A 17,962-nucleotide genomic window follows, 5' to 3' on the forward strand; every position below is an offset into this window, starting at 1 on the left:
GCAACCCGCCAAGCATCCTCGCACCAGGACAGACGCGACCAGCCAACGTCCCTCACCCCGGGCCGCGGCGCGACCCGGGGTGCCCCCTCGCTCCGCAACAGAGGCCGACCGACCGGCGGGTATGGACGCGGGATACCATCTCTGTCGCCATGCAGACGAATCCCATACACACCAGCCTGGTCGCGGTAGGCGACTCTTTCACCGAAGGCATGTCGGACCTGTTGCCCGACGGTTCCTACCGGGGCTGGGCCGATCTCCTCGCGGCGCGGATGGCCGCCCGCACGCCCGGGTTCCGGTACGCCAACCTCGCAGTGCGCGGCAAGCTCATCCAGCAGATCGTCGACGAGCAGGTCGACGTGGCGGCCGCCATGAACCCCGACGTGATCACGCTGGTGGGCGGGCTGAACGACACCCTGCGGCCCAAGTGCGACATGGGGCGGGTACGGGGACTGCTCACCGAGGCGGTGGAGCGCCTGGCCCCGTCCTGCAAGCAGTTGGTGCTGATGCGCAGCCCCGGTCGTCAGGGCCCGGTCCTGGAGCGGTTCCGGCCGCGCATGGAGGAGCTGTTCACCTGCGTCGACGAGCTGGCCGAGCGGCACGGGGCAGTCGTGGTCGACCTGTACGGGGCGCCGTCCCTCGGCGACCCGCGCCTGTGGGACGTGGACCGGCTGCACCTGACGGCGGAGGGCCATCGCCGGGTCGCCGAGGCGGTCTGGCAGACGCTCGGCTATGAGGCCGAGGACCCGGAATGGCGCACGCCCATGCCCGCCACCGTGCCGCCCGGCTGGCTGACGCAGCGGGTGGCGGACGCGCGGTTCGCCAAGGAGCACCTGCTGCCCTGGATCGGACGTCGGCTGACCGGCCGCTCGTCCGGGGACGGCCGTCCGTCCAAGCGCCCGGAGCTGCTGCCCTACGAAGGCCCGGCGGCGTAGCGAGCGGTCCACGGCCGCCGTACTGGCCGCCGACGACGGCGTGACGCACGTCTCGTAGGTTCCGCCGAATGCGCCCGTGGCGCTGGCCTGCACGAATCGCCAGTAGAATCCGTCTACGTGACTTCTGCGCCCGCCAAGCCCCGCATCCCGAACGTCCTCGCCGGACGCTACGCCTCCGCCGAGCTCGCCACGCTCTGGTCGCCCGAGCAGAAGGTGAAGCTGGAGCGGCAGCTCTGGCTCGCCGTGCTGCGGGCCCAGAAGGACCTCGGTATCGAGGTGCCGGACGCGGCGATCGCCGATTACGAGCGTGTCGTCGACCAGGTCGACCTGGCCTCCATCGCCGAACGCGAGAAGGTCACGCGGCACGATGTGAAGGCGCGGATCGAGGAGTTCAACGCCCTCGCCGGGCATGAGCAGGTGCACAAGGGCATGACCTCGCGCGACCTGACCGAGAACGTCGAGCAGCTGCAGATCCGGCTCTCGCTGGAGCTGATGCGCGACCGTACGGTGGCGGTTCTGGCCCGGCTGGGCAAGCTGGCCGGTGAGTACGCCGAGCTCGTCATGGCCGGCCGCTCCCACAACGTCGCCGCGCAGGCCACCACCCTCGGCAAGCGCTTCGCGACCGCCGCCGACGAGCTTCTCGTGGCGTACGGCCGTCTCGAGGACCTGCTCGGCCACTACCCGCTGCGCGGCATCAAGGGCCCGGTCGGTACGGCGCAGGACATGCTGGACCTGCTCGGCGGCGACGCCGCGAAGCTCGCCGAACTGGAGCACCGGATCGCGCGGCACCTCGGCTTCTCGCAGGCGTTCACCTCGGTCGGCCAGGTCTACCCGCGCTCGCTGGACTATGAGGTGGTGACCGCGCTGGTGCAGCTGGCGGCGGCGCCGTCCTCGCTGGCCAAGACGATCCGGCTGATGGCCGGGCACGAGCTGGTCACCGAGGGGTTCAAGCCCGGCCAGGTCGGCTCCTCGGCGATGCCGCACAAGATGAACACGCGCTCCTGCGAGCGCGTCAACGGCCTGATGGTGATCCTGCGCGGTTACGCCTCGATGACCGGTGAGCTGGCGGGCGACCAGTGGAACGAGGGCGACGTGTCCTGCTCCGTGGTGCGCCGGGTCGCTCTCCCCGACGCGTTCTTCGCCCTCGACGGACTGCTGGAGACGTTCCTGACCGTCCTCGACGAGTTCGGCGCGTTCCCCGCGGTCATCGCGCGCGAGCTGGACCGCTACCTGCCGTTCCTCGCCACGACCAAGGTGCTGATGGGCGCGGTGCGGGCCGGTGTCGGCCGCGAGGTCGCCCACGAGGCCATCAAGGAGAACGCCGTCGCCACCGCGCTCGCGATGCGCGAACAGGGCGCCGAGCGCAACGACCTCCTCGACAAGCTCGCCGCCGACGAGCGTCTCCCGCTCGACCGTGCGCAGCTGGCCGAGCTGATGGCCGACAAGCTGTCCTTCACCGGCGCCGCGGCCGACCAGGTCCGCGTGGTCGTCGGCCGGATCGAGGACATCGTCAAGCAGCACCCGGAAGCCGCGGGTTACACCCCGGGAGCGATCCTCTGACCCGCTTCACCCAGGCGGACCTCGAGGCCGCCCGCGACCGTCTCGTCCCGGACGTGATCGCGGACGGCCTTCGTGTGCTGTTCTGCGGTATCAACCCCGGCCTGATGACGGCGGCGACGGGCCATCACTTCGCCCGGCCGGGCAACCGCTTCTGGCCGGTGCTGCATCTGTCCGGGTTCACACCGAGGCTCATGAAGCCCGTGGAACAGGGCGAGTTGCTGTCGTACGGGCTCGGCATCACGAACGTGGTCGCACGGCCGACGGCACGGGCCGACGAGTTGTCTTCCGCGGAGTACGTCGAGGGTGGGCGGCTGCTGGCCGCCAAGGTGACGCGACTGCGGCCGAGTTGGCTGGCCGTGGTCGGGGTGACCGCCTATCGGGCCGCGTTCGGAGACCGCAAGGCCCAAGTGGGGCCGCAGGAGCGGGTGATCGGGGACACGCGCGTATGGGTGCTGCCCAACCCCAGTGGGCTGAACGCGCATTGGACGGCGGCGACGATGGCGGAGGAGTTCACCCGGCTGCGGGTGACCGCAGGGCGATAGGCGGTCACGGCGGGTCGATCTCCGTGACGACGCCGAGGAACTGGAAGGGCAGCTCCTTGTCCCACTGTGACACCCCGAGGGCGACCCACCGGCCCGAGGCGGGCTCCGACCACAGCTGAAGGTCCGGCACGTGCCCGCTGAGCCTCGCCCACGGCTCGTCGATGTCCTCGCCCTCCGTCGTCCGGTCGAAGACGCCGGCGAGGCTGAAGTACTGCGGCGGCCCCCACCGTTCGGTGAGCCGTTCGCCCAGGCCGTCGCGGTCCGCCTCGTACTGCGCCGCCGTCTCCTCCCGCTCGGTGCCGTCGCCCTCCCAGAACTCGCCGCTCGTCTGTAAGGCGGCTATGTGGTAGCCGGGCCCGCTCTCACCGTGCTCCGTCCTGCTGTACGCCGCCGGGAACTCCCGTGCGCACAGCAGGTCGATCAGGGCGAGGGCCTTCGCGATGTCCATGTGATCCAGTAAAGCGTGCACCACTGACAAAGTCGCGGGATGTCAGGCGTCCCGTCGGCGCACGCTCCACGCCCCCGCGAGCAGCGCCGCCGCCGTCCACAGCGCGGTCACCGCCAGGCCGGTCCACGGGCCCAGGGTGCCGTCCCAGTCGCTGTGGAGCACGACTTGGCCCGCCCGGTCGGGCAGGAAGTCGGCCACGTTGCCGGACAGGTCACCGATCACGAAGGAGACGATCAGCAGGAACGGGATCAGGATGCTCAGCGTCGCCACGCCACTGCGCAGCACGGCCGCGAGTCCCGCCGCGAACAGGGCCATCAGCGCGAGATAGACACCGCAGCCCAACGCGCCGCGCACCGCCTCGGCCCCCGTCGGCCCGGCCGACCCGAGCGCGGTCGTGCCCACCAGCGCCGTCACGCACCCGGTCAGCAGTCCGACAGCCAGCGCGGGCAGGCCGATCGCGGCGACCTTGGCCGCGAACCACCGGCCGCGGTCGGGCACCGCGGCCAGTGTCAGCCGCAGCGCGCCGCCCTGGAACTCGGACGAGACGGCCGTCGCGCCGAACGCGATCGCGGCGATCTGCCCGAAGTTGACGCCGAAGAACGCCGAGAACAGGGGGTCGAAGTCGTCGGAGTCGGCCGAGGCCAGCGCCGAGAATGCGGCCGTCGCGAGCAGCACCGCGCACAGGCTGCCGACGAGCGAGCGCAGCGTACGGATCTTGATCCACTCGGCGTGGAGGACGGGCTGGAAGGACATGGTCAGGCCTCCTGGGGCTGTGCGGTGAACTCGGTCTCGCCCGCTGTCAGATCGAGGTAGGCCTGCTCCAAGGTGCCTTCCTCCGTGGTGAGTTCCAGTACCGGCAGGTCCGCCTCGCACATGAGCCGGCCGATGTCGTCCACGCGTGCGTGGCGCACCGTCCACGCGTCGTCTCCCTGCGCAGCGGCGTCGTAGCCGTGGCGGGAGAGCAGCGCGCCGAGTGCGGTGCCGTCGGTCGTGCGGACTCGGACGCTGGGCTGCACGCGTGCGTGGATGAAGTCCTGGACCGGGGTGTCGGCGAGCAGCCGGCCGCGGCCGAGGACCACGAGGTGGTCGGCGAAGACCGCGGTCTCGTTCATGAGGTGGCTGGAGACCAGGATCGTACGGCCCTCGGCGGCCAGCCGGCGAAGCAACTCGCGGATCCAGACGATGCCTTCGGGGTCGAGGCCGTTGGCAGGCTCGTCGAGGAGGACCACCTCGGGATCGCCGAGCAGGGCGGCGGCGATGCCGAGGCGCTGGCGCATGCCCAGGGAGTACGTCTTCACGCGCCGCCGTGCCGCGGGCGCGAGCCCGGTCTCCTCCAGGACCGCGTCGACGCGAGCCGGCGCGACGCGGTTGCTCACCGCGAGGGCCCGCAGATGGTCGCGCCCGGTACGGGCGCCGTGCGCGGCCTGCACGTCGAGCAGGGCGCCCACCTGGTGCAGGGGTTCACGGAGTGCGGCGTAGGGGCGGCCACCGATCGTGGCGGTTCCGGACGTCGGCCGGTCGAGGCCCAGGACGAGCCGCATGGTGGTGGACTTCCCGGCGCCGTTGGGACCGAGGAAGCCGGTCACCCGGCCGGGCAGGACGCTGAAGGTGAGTCGGTCCACGGCCCGCCGGGAGCCGTAGGCCTTGGTGAGGTCTCGGACGTCGATGCTGGTCATGGCAACACCCTTGCCGCTCGTGGGGTGTTGGCGCCTCCCCCGCCGGGGGCGATCGTCTCCCCCGCCCGGGGGAGGCCCGTTGTCAGTGGTGGCTGTCACCATGTCGGAATGGCCCGGTTCATGCGCCCGCTGCTGCGGGGGACGACATACACGCGTGTGCTGCACCTGTGGGTGCCCATGCTGATCGTCAGCGTGTGGTTGTTCGTCGACATGTCGACCCCGTGGGTGCCCGCGCTCGTACTCGTTCCGCTGGGCCTCGTCCCGGCCGTGCGGATGAGCGAGGGCGTGCAGGCCCGGCTTCTGCTCACCCCCGGCAAGGAGGAGGAATCGGGCATCTCGGTGACGCCATCTGCGACTTGGCGGGACCGGCTGCGCACGGTGCTGTGGCTGGAGACGCGGATGGTCCTGGCGGTGCCGGTGACGTTCGCGACAGTGTGGATGCCACTCCTGACGTACGACCTCGCCAGATCCGCCGCCGGGCACCGGACCCTTGACGACCCGGTGCTGCACGCCCTGGAGCCGCACTGGACCCAGGTGTTCCTGGTGCCGCTCCCCCTCCTCCTGCTCTGCGGCGTGGTCGTCGGCCTCGGTGAGCTGGTGACGGCCCTGGCGCGGCGGCTGCTGGGGCCGTCCTCCGCCGAGCGCCTGTCCGCCCTGGAGGAGCGCACCGAACAACTCCTGGAGCGCACGCGTATCGCCCGGGAGCTGCACGACTCCATAGGTCACGCGCTGACGGTGGCGGTGGTGCAGGCGGGCGCGGCACGGGCTGCCGGCGACCCGGAATTCACCGACCGGGCTTTGGGTGCGATCGAGGAGACCGGCCGGGCCGCCCTGGAGGACCTGGAGCGGGTGCTGGGCGTGCTGCGCGAGTCGGAGCGTCCGGTGAGCGGCAGACCCACGCTGACCGACGCCGACCGGCTCCTGGAGTCGGCGCGTGCCTCCGGCGCCAAGGTCGACGCGGAGGTCTCCGGGCCGGTGGAGACGGTGCCGGGGCCGGTCTCCCGGGAGGGTTATCGCATCCTTCAGGAAGCGCTCACCAATGTGCTGCGCCACGCGGGATCCGTGCCGGTGCGGGTGCGGGTCACGGTCGCGAACGGCACGCTCGGCCTTGAGGTGCGCAATCCGTTCACGGCGCCGCCCGGACTTGGCCGGGGCAGTGGTCTGCGCGGGATACGCGAGCGCGCGGCCCTACTTGGGGGCCGCGCGCACACCGGGCCCGACGAGGGCGACTGGCAGGTGCACGTCGAACTGCCGCTCCGCTGATCTACGCTGGCCGGATGCCGGTCACCGTTCTCCTCGTCGACGACGAACCTCTGGTCCGCGCGGGTCTGCGGGCCGTGCTCGAAGCGCAGCCCGACATCGAGGTCGTCGGCGAGGCGGCGGACGGGGCCGCGGTGATCCCGCTGGTGCGGCAACTGCGGCCCGACGTGGTCGCGATGGACGTACGCATGCCGTTGCTGGACGGCATCGAGGCCACGCGCGCGGTGCTGCGTACCGTGGACGATCCGCCGAAGATTCTGGTGGTGACCACGTTCGAGAACGACGAGTACGTGTACGAGGCCCTGCGGGCGGGTGCCGACGGGTTCCTGCTGAAACGCGCCCGGCCCGCCGAGATCGTGCACGCCGTGCGGCTGGTCGCCGAGGGCGAGTCGCTGCTGTTCCCGGCCTCGGTGCGGCAACTGGCCGCCCAGTACGGCACGGAGGGCGGCGGCAACCGGGCCGCACGCGCCGCGCTGGAGCGGGCCCGGCTGACCGAACGGGAGGCCGAGGTGCTGCGCCTGATGGCGCGGGGGCTGTCGAACGCGGAGATCGCCGGGCGGCTGGTGGTGGGGACGGAGACGGTCAAGTCCCATGTGAGCGCCGTACTGGCGAAGCTCGGGGCGCGGGACCGTACGCAGGCGGTGATCGCGGCGTACGAGTCGGGGTTCGTGGCTCCGGGCTGATCCGGTGCTGTCGTACGGGTGCGGGGGTGCCCGACACTCGCCGGGGTCCGCTGCGCCGAGTACGATCCGCCCCACACGCGCACGAGCTGGGAGGACGGACGTTGGCGGGGCTGACCGGCGGCGATCCCTCGCTGCTGCGAAGGATCAATTCCGCGGTGGTGCTGCACGCGCTGCGTGCCACGGACTGCGCGACGCTCACGGAGATCACTCGGGTGACCGGGTTGTCCCGGCCGACCGTCGAAGGTGTCGTCGAAGGGCTCATCGAAGGCGGCCTCGTCGTGGAGAAGGCCGCCGACGAAGGAGCCACACGGCGTCAGGGGCGGCCCGCACGGCGGTTCCGGTTCCGGGCCGAGGCCGGGCATCTGCTGGGCCTGGAGATCGGGGCACATCGGGTCGCCGCGCTCCTGTCCGACCTGGACGGCCGGGTGCTGGGCGCCCAGGCCAAAGAGGTCGACGAGACGGCCGACGCCGACGAGCGCCTGGAGCGGTTGCGCGGGGCGGTCGCCGAGCTGCTGCGGCGGGCCGGGGTGGCGCGCGGCTCGCTGCGGGCGGTGGGGGTCGGCACGCCTGGGATCGTCGAGGCCGACGGCACCGTGCGGCTGGGCACCGCACTGCCCCAGTGGACGGGCCTGCGGCTCGGCGAGCGACTGAGCCGTTCCTTCAAGTGCCCGGTGCTGGTGGAGAACGACGCCAACGCGGCAGCCGTCGCCGAGCACTGGAAGGGCGCCGCGATCGACTCGGACGACGTGGTGTTCGTGCTGGCCGGGCTGAGCCCCGGCGCCGGTTCGCTGATCGGCGGGCGGCTTCACCGCGGGTACGGCGGGGCGGCCGGGGAAATCGGCGCGCTGCATCTGCTGGGCCGGGATGTCACCCCGGAGACGCTGCTGTCCACCACGGACGAGCCGCTGCACCCGCTGGACGAGCAGGCGGTCGCCCAGGTGTTCGCGCTGGCACGCAAGGGCGACCAGCGGGCCCGTGCCGCGGTCGAGCGGTTCATCCAGCGGCTGGTCCACGACGTCGCCGCGCTCGCTCTGGCGCTGGATCCGGAGCTGGTCGTCATCGGGGGCTGGGCAGCCGGTCTGGACGGCGTCCTGGAGCCGCTGCGCCGCGAACTCGCACGTTACTGTCTGCGTCCGCCCAGGGTAACGCTGTCCCTCCTCGGCGAGGCCGCTGTCGCCACCGGCGCCCTGCGCCTGGCCCTCGACCACGTGGAGGAGCAGCTCTTCGCGGTGGACGGGACGGTGACGGCACGCCGCTGAACTCGGCGGCATGTGGTCCGCCCGACTGTCCGGGGAACGTGTCGCGCCCCGGTGGAGTTCCGGGGCGCGGCGGGTGAGGTGTCCGGCGAGCGGGTGTGGTTCCCCGCAGGCCGGTGCGGGACCGACCTGTCTTGATCGCGTTACGAGGCCTGGCGTTCGGGGCCGTGGTGGATCTCCACGCCGCCCGAGTCGGCGAAGGTGAGCCGACAGGTGTCGGCGCGGTACGTGCCGACGGAGAGGGCCGCGGTCCGCCCGCCGGCGAAGAAGCGGGTGGTGACGACGAGGACGGGTGACCCGGGGAGCCGGTCGAGTTCCTTGGCGTCGTCCGCGCGGGCCGAGCCCAGCTCCACCGCACGGTCCTGACCCTCGAGGTCCAGGCGCTGCAGCTCGCGCAGCACGGCACGCGCGCGTGCGGGGCCGGACGGCGCGTCTATGCCCGACAGCTCGGGCACCGAGGACGCCGGGATGTAGAGCAGTTCGGCGGCGACCGGCTGGCCGTGGGAGACCCGGGAGCGGCGCACGATGTGCACGGCGTCGTCGGCGCTTGTCTCCAGGGCGGCGACGACGGCCGAGGGCGGCGCGGCCTCCGTGCAGTCGAGCGGCTGCCAGGCGTCACCGGGGGCGCCCGGCCAGGCGTGCTGTTCGGTGCCTACGGCGACGCCCACGCGCGGCGGGGCGACGGTCGTACCGACCCCGCGCCGACGCTGCAGCCGGCCTTCCAGTTCGAGCTGTTCGAGGGCCTGGCGGAGCGTGGCGCGGGCCACGCCGAAGCGGGCGGCGAGGTCGCGCTCGTTGGGCAGGATCTCGCCGACCGAGAACTCGGAGTCCAGTGCCTCACTGAGCACGGTCCTGAGATGCCAGTACTTCGGTTCCGGCACCGATTCCAGCTGCGTGGTCCCCACCCTGTCCTCCGCAATCGCCGTGATCCGGCGGCGTTTTAGCGCCCTTGTTTATTAAAGGTTGTTGCACTTATCTGCGACCATAGGACGCCCCCCACCCTTGGTCAAGACCAATCCTCGATCTCCTGCGCAACGCGGGGACCCCCGGCCGCGGAGCGTTCATGAGGCGTTCTCGCGGGGCCATCTTCGTGACATCACGGCAAAGCCCCCGTCGCAGGACGGGGGCTTTGGTGACAGGCCGGAGTCATCCGGTCGACAGGGAGTGCAGCTTGTCGGGATTGCGCACGATGTACACCGCGTGGACAAGACCGTCGACGACGTCCAGCTGGAAGACGCTGTCGGTTTTGTCCCCGAACAGCACCAGCACCGCGAGGCCGCCGTTGACCTCGAGGAAGCGGAAGGACAACGCCTCGGACGCGCCCTTGCCCGCGGCGCCGATGACGAAGCGGCCCACCTTGTCCGCGCTCTCCAGGATCCGCAGCGGCGCCTTGGCCTTGCCGCCGCTGTCGCCCACCAGCCGGACGTCCGGGGCGAGGAGCGCCATCAGCCCTTCGAGGTTGCCCCCGGCCGCCGCGGCGAGGAACCGTTCGGTCAGGTCCCGGCGCTGGGCCGGGTCGACCTCGTAGCGCGGCCGACGCTCGTCGACGTGCCGCCTGGCCCGTGCGGCGAGTTGGCGCACCGCCGCCTCCTCGCGGTCGAGTACGGCCGCGATCTCCGCGTAGGGGTGGCCGAAGGCCTCCCTGAGGACGAACACGGCGCGCTCCAGCGGCGACAGCGACTCCAGGACCACGAGGACGGCGAAGGAGACGGAATCGGCGAGCACCGCGCGCTCGGCGGTGTCGGGGACGGTGTCGGCGAAGTCGGTGACGTACGGCTCGGGAAGCCACGGGCCGACGTACGCCTCGGCCCGCGCCCGGATCTGGCGCAGCCGGTCGATGGCCAGCCTGGTGGTGACGCGCACCAGGTAGGCGCGCGGTTCGCGCACCTCTGTCCGGTCGGCGCCGGACCAGCGCAGCCATGCGTCCTGGACCACGTCCTCGGCGTCGGCGACGCGTCCGAGCATGCGGTACGCGACGCCCATGAGGACGGGACGGTGCTCTTCGAAGACGTCGGTGGCGGTGTCGGAGATCACGACTCCATCCCAGCCGACGCGTCCGGCGCTGTCCAGACGAATTCGAACCGTGCCGGCCCCGCCGGGGGGAACGGTCGGCGATCGGTCTCAACCTTGTGCTGCGCAGGGCGCGTTGACGAGCCTACGGCGACGGGTGCGCGACGGGCCGAGCGGCGGGACGACCTACAGCCAGGGGCTACCCGTCGGTAGTAATTGCTGACAAGGTGTCTATGGCGTCCGTCCGTCAGACCCCGCACGAGGAGTACCCCATGTCCGCCTCCATCTCCTTCAAGGTCCCCACCCAACGCGGCCCGCAGGGCGTGAGCGTCGCCTACGCGCGCGTGGGCGAGGGCGAGCCGCTGGTCCTGCTGCACGGCATAGGGCACCACCGGCAGGCGTGGGACCCGGTGGTGGACATCCTCGCGGCCGAACGTGAGGTGATCGCCGTGGATCTGCCCGGTTTCGGCGCGTCCCCGGCGCTGCCGGACGGCATGGCCTACGACCTGCCCACGACGAACACCGTGCTCGGCGCCCTGTTCGAGGCGCTGGAGCTGGACCGCCCGCATGTAGCGGGCAACTCACTGGGCGGACTGCTGGCCCTGGAACTGGGCCGTGAGCGGCGCGCACGGTCCGTCACCGCCCTCTCCCCCGCCGGTTTCTGGTCCGAGGCGGAGCGGCGCTACGCGTTCGGTGTCCTGATCGCGATGCGGCAGATCTCCCAGCGGCTGCCGGTGCCGCTGGTCGAGCGACTCGCGCGGACCGCGGCCGGCCGCACCGCCCTGACGAGCACGATCTACGCCCGGCCCGCGCGGCGTTCACCCGAGGCCGTGGTCGCCGAGACCCTCGCCCTGGCGCGGGCCACCGGGTTCGACGCGACCCTGCGGTCTGGCGCCTCCGTGCGCTTCACCGACGACCTGCCGGGGATCCCGGTCACCGTGGGCTGGGGCACCCGGGACATGCTGCTCGTGCGCCGTCAGGGCGTCCGCGCCAAGCAGATCATCCCCAAGGCCAGGCTGGTGCGACTGCCCGGCTGCGGGCACTGCCCGATGAACGACGACCCGGCGCTGGTCGCGCGCGTCATCCTGGACGGCAGCCACTGACGGGCGCGCGATCCCGCTCAACGCGCCTGCTCCGAGGGCGACTCCGGCGCCGACCAGCGCACTGCCCACAGCCTGCGGAAGGCCGTAGGAGCCGGTTCCGGCGAACGGGGCGGTGCAGGCGGCGGCCACGGGAATGAGCCCGGACAAGAGCGTGGCCCGCTCCGCACCGATCGGCTGCATGCCCATGTACCAGCACACGAACCCGACGACGGCGACGCCCGCCGCCTGCCGCGCCTGCACGCACGCGTGTTCCGACGGTTTCGGGGTGCGTCCGGTCCTGGGGTACGCGCATCTGACGTCGGCGCGGATCCGGGCCGGGGTACGGCTCATGGCCGAGGCGGTCGCGGGGTGACGGCCGGGACACTCGCGCGGTGACCGCCAGGGCAGTTGCGGGGTGACGGGCCCGGCGGGTGGCGCCTGGTTCGTCCGCCGGTTCCCTTGTGTCCTCGGCCAGTTGTTCACTTGCGATTTCCATGTGCGCTGCGGCGCCCCAGTAGTTGTGGCAGTGCACACTGGCCGGTTCCTGACCCCGGAGGCGCATTTATGTCACACCGTCCGTTTCCCGGCCGCCGCAGCGTCCTGCGCGGCTCCCTCGCCGCATCGGCGGCCCTCTCCCTGCCCACCGCTCTCGGCTCGGCTCCGGCGTTCGCCCTGTCCGGGCGTCCCGAGGCGGGCTGGGGCGTGCAGGCGGGCGACGTGACCACCGACTCGGGCCTGATCTGGGTGCGCTCGGACCGTCCTGCCCGGATGATCGTGGAGACGGAGACGTCGGCCACCGAGTCGTTCCGGCACCCGCACAGATGGCAGGGGCCGCTGCTGGACGCCGACACCGACTTCACCGGCACCACCCGGCTGCACGGGCTGCCGTCCGGCGAGCAGATCCACTACCGCGTGCTGCTCACCGACCCGGACGACCCGCGCCGTACCGGCGAGCCGGTGGCCGGCACCTTCCGCACCGTCTCGCCGAGTCGGCGCAAGGGCGTGAAGTTCCTGTGGTCCGGCGACCTGGCGGGCCAGGGCTGGGGCATCAACCCCGACATCGGCGGCTTCCGGATCTACGACGCGATGGCGAAGCTCGACCCCGACTTCTTCCTGTGCAGCGGCGACAACATCTACGCCGACGGCCCGATCGCGTCGACGCAGGCGCTGCCCGACGGCAGCCTGTACCGGAACGTCACCACCGCGGAGAAGTCGAAGGTCGCCGAGACCCTCGCCGAGTTCCGCGGCGCCTTCCGCTACAACCTGCTCGACGAGAACCTCAAGCGGTTCAACGCCCAGGTCCCCTCGATCATCCAGTGGGACGACCACGAGGTGCGCAACAACTGGTACCCGGGCGAGGTGATCGCCGCCTCCGACACGCGTTACACCGAGAAGAGCGTGGACGTCCTCGCGGCGCGCGCCCGGCGGGCGTTCAGCGAGTACTTCCCGATCTCGACGCTGCGGCCGGGTGCCAAGGATGGTCGCGTCCAGCGTGTCATGCACCAGGGCCCGCTGCTCGACGTGTTCCTCCTGGACATGCGGACCTACCGCAACGCCAACTCCCCCGACGACCAGACGGTGGACCCGCAGGGCATCCTCGGCGCCGAGCAGCTGGAGTGGCTCAAGCGGGAGCTGTCCCGGTCGCGTGCGGTGTGGAAGGTGATCGCCGCGGACATGCCGCTCGGCCTGGTCGTGCCGGACACCACGGAGGGCAAGCCGAACATCGAGGCCGTGGCGCAGGGCGACCCGGGTGCGCCGTTGGGCCGTGAGCTGCAGATCGCGGAGCTGCTGCGGTTCATCAAGCACCGGCGGATCACCGGCACGCTGTGGCTGACGGCCGACGTGCACCACACGTCGGCCCAGCACTACCAGCCGTCGCGGGCGAAGTTCACCGACTTCGAGCCGTTCTGGGAGTTCGTCTCCGGCCCGCTGAACGCCGGTGCCTTCCCGGCCAGCGCGCTCGACGGCACGTTCGGTCCGGAACGGGTGTTCGTGAAGGCGCCGACCGCGTCGAACGTCTCGCCCGCCGAGGGTTACCAGTTCTTCGGCGAGGTCGACATCGACGGCGACAGCGGGGAACTGACGGTGCGTCTGCGCGAGCAGGACGGCACCGTACTGTTCACCCAGACGCTGCAGCCGGGCCGGGTCGGCCAGTAGGCGCGGCGGGAGCTGACGGCCCGCTCACTCCCGTACCCTCTCAGGTGTGCCGCGCGCCGGCGTCATCCCCCGGTGCGCGGCACTTCCGTATCCCCCGCCAACTCCCGGCCTCGCGGGACGTCTTCGCAGGTCAGGCCGATTGTCAGTGGTCGCCTTTACGGTTTTTCCCATGACGCGATCTCTCCAGGCCGTGGCCTATCGGCAACCCTCCGTGCTGCGGTCCGCGGCGGGCGGACACCAGCTCGGACTCGAGACCTCCCGGGGTGCGACGCCCACGGGTGTCGAGGACCATCCGCGCTTCTTCGCAGGCTTTCTGACGTCGCCTCGGATCGCCGCGGCCGGGCTGCTCGCGGTGGCCGACGTGGCGGCCGCGCGGTACTACCAGCCGCAGTTGCGCGCCTCGCTCGACCCGGTGGTGACGGGCAATGGCGACCGGCTGCGCTTCGAGTCCTTCTCCGGCTGCGGCGGGGTGTACGCGCGCCTGGACGTCCTCGCCCCCGGTCTGGACGGCGCCGAGGTGGGGCACGGCACGACGAACGTGGACGTCAACAACCCGCTGCGCGAGGCCCTGTCCCGGATCGGCGGCGAGGATCCGCTCCATCTCCGGGTCGGCCCTGAGGAGTTGGCGGTCACCACGCTGGACGGCCCGGTCCTGGAGAAGAAGGTGCCGCTGCCCGACCGGTGGCTGCGCGGCTTCGCGGAGGCACAGGTCATAGCGGCCGGGTTCGACCTGCGGGCGGAACTGCGGGCGGACGAGGCGGTGCGGTTCCTGCGCGCGCTGCCCAAGCCGGGCGGCGGTCGCCAAACCGCGGGCGGGCCGCGCTGGGTGGTGCCGGTCGGCCGGGGTCTGCGGCCGACGACCCGGGCGGTGCCGGGAGCGGTGTGCCTGCCCGGCCCCGAGCGACTGGCCGCGCTCCAGCGGGTCCTGCGGTATGCGACGGCTCTGCGGGTGTACGGCCCCGCGGTCACCGGTGCCGGCGCGCGGGCCGGCGGGACGGCGGCCGCCTGGGAGGTCGTCCTGCCCGGCATGCGCCTCACGCTCACCCTGTCGCCCGACGCGTCGCGCGGTTTCTCCGGCGAGGGCGGCGTCCTGGACGCGCTCGCCACCGACGAGGCCGCCGAGGACGCGGAGCTGATCGCGGTCCTGCTGGCGTGGGAGCCCCGCGTGGACGTCGCCGACCTCGCCGCCGCCTCCGGTCTCACACCGGAGCGGGTGCGGGCCGCGCTGGTCCGCCTGGGCACCTCGGGCCGCGTGGGGTACGACACGGCGGAGGCGGCCTACTTCCACCGGGAGCTGCCGTACGACGCCGAGCGCGTCGACCGCCACAATCCCCGGCTGCGTTCGGCCCGGGCGCTGGTGGCCACGGGCGCCGTCGCCCTGGACGGCGCGGTGGGGACGGTGACCGCCGAGGACGGTCATGTGCACCGGGTGCGTGACGACGCCGGGGTGCTGAGCTGCAGCTGCCCGTGGTGGGCGAAGTACCGGGGCGGGCGCGGACCGTGCAAGCACTCGCTGGCCGTGCGGATGGTGCGACGCGGCTCGGCCGTGGCGCGGGAACTGACGGGAATCGACGGGGGTGTGCGATGAGTGCGCTGATCGAGGCGGTACGGGCGGGGCGTACGGACGAGACGCTGCGGCTGCTGGGAGAGCTGACGGATGCCGAACGGCGGGCACGATTGCCGGAGTTGAAGGCGCTGCGCAAGGAGATGCGGACCGCGGAGTGGGACCGCCGGCGCAGCGTCGGTGCGGCGCTGCACGCGGCTGGGGCGGCGTGCCACACGGGTGCCGCGGCCGCGGCGAGCTGGCTCTCGGCGGCCGATCTGCGCTGGCGGCAGGCCTCCCCCGAACTGCTGCTCAAGGCTCTGGAGGGCCGCGACAGCGGGTGGCTGCGCGATGTGGCACAGCGGCTGGCGCAGCGGCCCGTGTCCGCCGAAGTGCCGTACGAGCTGATGTCCGGGCTGGTACACCGGGCCGGGTGCGAGGTTCCGGTGACGGACGCGTATGTGGCCGGCTGGGTCCGGTACATCGGCGGCCCATGGGGCCGCGGCTCCGTGGTCGAACGGCTGCGCCGGGAGCCGGACCTGGTCCCGCTGGTGATCGGTCTCTTCGAGCTCACGGACCTGCGGGAGGTCCGCTGGATGTTCGGCGAGGGGCCCGGTTCCTGGCAGAACGCGCTCGCGGAGCTCACCCGGGTCGGCAGCCTGGACCGCAAGGTGGTGCTGGACGCCTGTGTGGCCCGGCTGCTGCGCGGCGGCGGCCCGACCGACCACCGGGTGTTTCTCCCGCTGCTTGTGCGTCTCGAGCTCACGCGCGCGGAGGAGCATGAGCGCGCCGCCGACTGGACCGCCCTGGCGCGCGATGCCGCCTCTCCCGTCGCCGCGCACGCGCAGTCGGTGCTCGCCGCCCTCGCGTTGGACGGGGAGCTGACGTCCAGGCAGTTGGCGGAGGCATCGGAAGGGCTGCTGTTCCGCAGCGAGAAGAAGCTGGTGCGGGCCCAGCTCGTCCTGCTCGGCAAGGTCCTCACCCGTGACCCGGCCGCGGCAGCGGCGCTGCTGCCCGTGGCGGCACAGGCGTTCGGGCACGAGGACACGCAAGTGCAGGAGCGGGCGCTGAGGCTGGTGGAGCGCCACGCGAAGAAGCTCACGTCCGAAGACCTCCGTACGGAACTGTCCCGCGCGGCCGAGCAGTTGACGCCCGCGCTGCGCACTCGGGCGGAACGCACCCTGGGCATCGCGGTGGCGGACCCGGCGCCAGCGGTGTACGAGGAGGTGCTCCCGCCCGCCCCGGAGCCCGTACGGCTCGCCGAAGCGCCGGAAACGGCGGTGGAACTCGCCGAGGAGGTGGGGGCGTTGCTGGCGTCCGGTGGCGACGTGGCCACCTTCGAGCGGGCGCTGGACGGTCTGGTGCGGCATGCGTACGGCGACTCGGACGCCTTGCTGGATGCGCTCGGTCCGGTGATCGAGCGCCGCTGGTGGGCCACCACGGAGCCGGGCCACTGGCGGCACGCGGAGACGTACTTCAGCCCCATGCACCACCACCTCCAGGGCGCCCAGGACGCCCTCGACCTGCTCCTCGCCACGCTGAGCGGACGCGTGCGGACGTCGACGCTCCACTCGGCCGTGGGACGGCACGAGCCGACCGGGAACGGCTGTGTGCACCGGGGCCTCGCAAGCGCGTTCGACGCCCGGATCAGGGAGGTGGTGTACCGGCTGCGTACCGAGCCGCTGCCGCTGCTGCTGTCGACGCCCACGTGGGGCACGGGCCTGCTGGAACCTGACGAGCTGGTGGAGCGGCTCGACACCTACCGGCGCCTGGACGCCCGGGTGTCGGAGGCCGACTTCGCGCAGGCGCTGCTGCGAGTGCGCCGGTCCGACCGCACCGCGTGCCTCGCGGCGGTGGAACGGGCGGCGGCGCTCGGCACACGCGAGGGCGAACGGCTGGCCCGCTGGCTGGCGGCCGGGGATCCCGCCCTGCCCCTGGCCCGGCGGCGGACCTCGGGGACGCGGATCGTCGTCGAACTCGGTGAACTGCCGGAGCTCCAGGAGGACTTCCCGGCCGACTTCCGGATACTGGGCCGCCCGACGAGCGCCTTCGGCCAGAGCCGGTACTGCTCCCACTGGAGTCCCGAGATACGTGGGCACTGGCTCGCCGTGCTTCCGGAGCGGCGCGAGCTGGTGGCGGCGCGGTTGGTGCACGACCTGTCGCAGGCCGCCGAGTACGACACGCGGGGCGCGGCCGGCGCGCTGCCACTGCTCGCCGAGTCCGGCGGCGAGGCGGGCGAGTGCGTGCACCTGTGCCTGGCGTACGGGCTGGGGGCGCGGCATCCGGAGGACCGGCTCGCCGCCGTGGACGCGCTGTTGGTGCTCGCTGCACGCGGACAGCTCGACACGGCGCGCCTGGGCGCCGACCTCGGGCAGCTGGTCCGGCGCGGCGCGGTCAAGCCGTTGCGACTGGCCGAGTCGGCGCGGACGGCGGCGGCCACGGGGGCGAACGCGACGATCTGGGAAATGCTCCGCAACGCCCTGCCGGTACTGCTCGCCGACCTCGCGACCGCGGGTCCGGCGGGCTCGGCGGGTCGGTCGGTACCGGCCCGCGGGCTCGGCGATCTGCTGGCCGTGGCCGCCGAGTGCGCCGAGCGGTCCGGGGCGCGCGGTGAGCTGCCCCACCTGTCGCAGACAGCCGGCCGACGGGGTTCCTCTCGGCTGGTGAGCCAGGCCCGGCGGCTGCACGACGCGCTGGCCGAGCAGACGGCCGCACGATCGGCCGCGTGATCCTAAAAGCCCGTCCCAGGGCCGTCACCTGGGAGGAAGCCAGTAGTCAAAAGAACAACAAATGGTGCAGAACCATGCTTTACC

The 17,962-nt window shown here is 72.4% G+C and carries 16 protein-coding genes; 11 read left to right on the forward strand and 5 right to left on the reverse strand.

Translation table 11 applies throughout. The annotated features are described in order from the left end of the window. Window positions 1–149 precede the first annotated feature (149 nt). From ACFYXB_RS10340 to mug, 3 genes are all read left to right on the forward strand, one after another. The gene (locus ACFYXB_RS10340; protein WP_351352411.1) at window positions 150–932 is read left to right on the forward strand and encodes an SGNH/GDSL hydrolase family protein; all 783 of its coding nucleotides are present in this window, start codon (window positions 150–152) and stop codon (window positions 930–932) included. A 117-nt stretch (window positions 933–1,049) separates the two neighbouring features. Beyond that, window positions 1,050–2,492 (forward strand): adenylosuccinate lyase, encoded by a 1,443-nt coding sequence (gene purB / locus ACFYXB_RS10345; protein WP_389579957.1) that lies wholly within the window; start codon window positions 1,050–1,052, stop codon window positions 2,490–2,492. Then, window positions 2,489–3,034: a G/U mismatch-specific DNA glycosylase gene (gene mug / locus ACFYXB_RS10350; RefSeq protein ID WP_389580263.1), complete on the forward strand. Its 546-nt coding sequence runs from the start codon at window positions 2,489–2,491 to the stop codon at window positions 3,032–3,034. Before purB ends, mug begins: the two co-directional genes overlap by 4 nt. 4 nt (window positions 3,035–3,038) lie before the next feature. Here mug and ACFYXB_RS10355 read toward each other — a convergent pair whose 3' ends face one another. The 3 genes from ACFYXB_RS10355 to ACFYXB_RS10365 are packed head-to-tail and all read right to left on the reverse strand — an operon-like array spanning window position 3,039 to window position 5,158. After that, window positions 3,039–3,482, reverse strand: coding sequence for a hypothetical protein (locus ACFYXB_RS10355; protein WP_388502186.1), 444 nt, complete (start codon window positions 3,480–3,482; stop codon window positions 3,039–3,041). A gap of 42 nt (window positions 3,483–3,524) precedes the next feature. Beyond that, window positions 3,525–4,235: an ABC transporter permease gene (locus ACFYXB_RS10360; RefSeq protein WP_351357717.1), complete on the reverse strand. Its 711-nt coding sequence runs from the start codon at window positions 4,233–4,235 to the stop codon at window positions 3,525–3,527. 2 nt (window positions 4,236–4,237) lie between these two features. Further along, a complete protein-coding gene (locus ACFYXB_RS10365) occupies window positions 4,238–5,158 on the reverse strand; it encodes an ABC transporter ATP-binding protein (protein ID WP_389579961.1) in 921 nt (306 codons plus the stop codon). Between the two features lie 108 nt (window positions 5,159–5,266). Here ACFYXB_RS10365 and ACFYXB_RS10370 point away from each other — a divergent pair, with 108 nt between their 5' ends. The 3 genes from ACFYXB_RS10370 to ACFYXB_RS10380 all read left to right on the forward strand — a co-directional run bounded on the left by ACFYXB_RS10370 (window position 5,267) and on the right by ACFYXB_RS10380 (window position 8,360). Next, on the forward strand, window positions 5,267–6,421 hold the full coding sequence (locus ACFYXB_RS10370; protein WP_389579964.1) for a sensor histidine kinase: 1,155 nt from the start codon (window positions 5,267–5,269) through the stop codon (window positions 6,419–6,421). Between the two features lie 14 nt (window positions 6,422–6,435). Next, complete coding sequence (locus ACFYXB_RS10375; protein ID WP_351357708.1) at window positions 6,436–7,101, forward strand: response regulator transcription factor; 666 nt, start codon at window positions 6,436–6,438, stop codon at window positions 7,099–7,101. A 101-nt stretch (window positions 7,102–7,202) separates the two neighbouring features. Continuing rightward, a complete protein-coding gene (locus tag ACFYXB_RS10380; protein WP_351357705.1) occupies window positions 7,203–8,360 on the forward strand; it encodes an ROK family transcriptional regulator in 1,158 nt (385 codons plus the stop codon). 140 nt (window positions 8,361–8,500) lie between these two features. Here ACFYXB_RS10380 and ACFYXB_RS10385 read toward each other — a convergent pair whose 3' ends face one another. After that, the gene (locus ACFYXB_RS10385; protein WP_389579968.1) at window positions 8,501–9,262 is read right to left on the reverse strand and encodes a GntR family transcriptional regulator; all 762 of its coding nucleotides are present in this window, start codon (window positions 9,260–9,262) and stop codon (window positions 8,501–8,503) included. A gap of 241 nt (window positions 9,263–9,503) precedes the next feature. Then, entirely contained in the window at window positions 9,504–10,391 is an 888-nt protein-coding gene (gene sigJ / locus ACFYXB_RS10390) for an RNA polymerase sigma factor SigJ (RefSeq protein WP_389579971.1), read from the reverse strand. Between the two features lie 248 nt (window positions 10,392–10,639). Between sigJ and ACFYXB_RS10395 the strand changes: the two genes are divergently transcribed. The 5 genes from ACFYXB_RS10395 to ACFYXB_RS10415 all read left to right on the forward strand — a co-directional run bounded on the left by ACFYXB_RS10395 (window position 10,640) and on the right by ACFYXB_RS10415 (window position 17,878). Beyond that, the gene (locus ACFYXB_RS10395; RefSeq protein ID WP_389579973.1) at window positions 10,640–11,470 is read left to right on the forward strand and encodes an alpha/beta fold hydrolase; all 831 of its coding nucleotides are present in this window, start codon (window positions 10,640–10,642) and stop codon (window positions 11,468–11,470) included. Window positions 11,471–11,603: 133 nt separating this feature from the next. After that, a complete protein-coding gene (locus ACFYXB_RS10400; protein ID WP_389579975.1) occupies window positions 11,604–11,822 on the forward strand; it encodes a hypothetical protein in 219 nt (72 codons plus the stop codon). Window positions 11,823–12,013: 191 nt separating this feature from the next. After that, window positions 12,014–13,606: an alkaline phosphatase D family protein gene (locus ACFYXB_RS10405; protein WP_389579977.1), complete on the forward strand. Its 1,593-nt coding sequence runs from the start codon at window positions 12,014–12,016 to the stop codon at window positions 13,604–13,606. A 169-nt stretch (window positions 13,607–13,775) separates the two neighbouring features. Continuing rightward, entirely contained in the window at window positions 13,776–15,194 is a 1,419-nt protein-coding gene (locus tag ACFYXB_RS10410; RefSeq protein ID WP_389579980.1) for an SWIM zinc finger family protein, read from the forward strand. Continuing rightward, a complete protein-coding gene (locus ACFYXB_RS10415; RefSeq protein WP_389579983.1) occupies window positions 15,191–17,878 on the forward strand; it encodes a DUF6493 family protein in 2,688 nt (895 codons plus the stop codon). Before ACFYXB_RS10410 ends, ACFYXB_RS10415 begins: the two co-directional genes overlap by 4 nt. The last annotated feature ends 84 nt before the right edge of the window (window positions 17,879–17,962 follow it).

It is taken from the genome of Streptomyces sp. NPDC002619, from assembly GCF_042889305.1.
GTDB lineage: Bacteria > Actinomycetota > Actinomycetes > Streptomycetales > Streptomycetaceae > Streptomyces.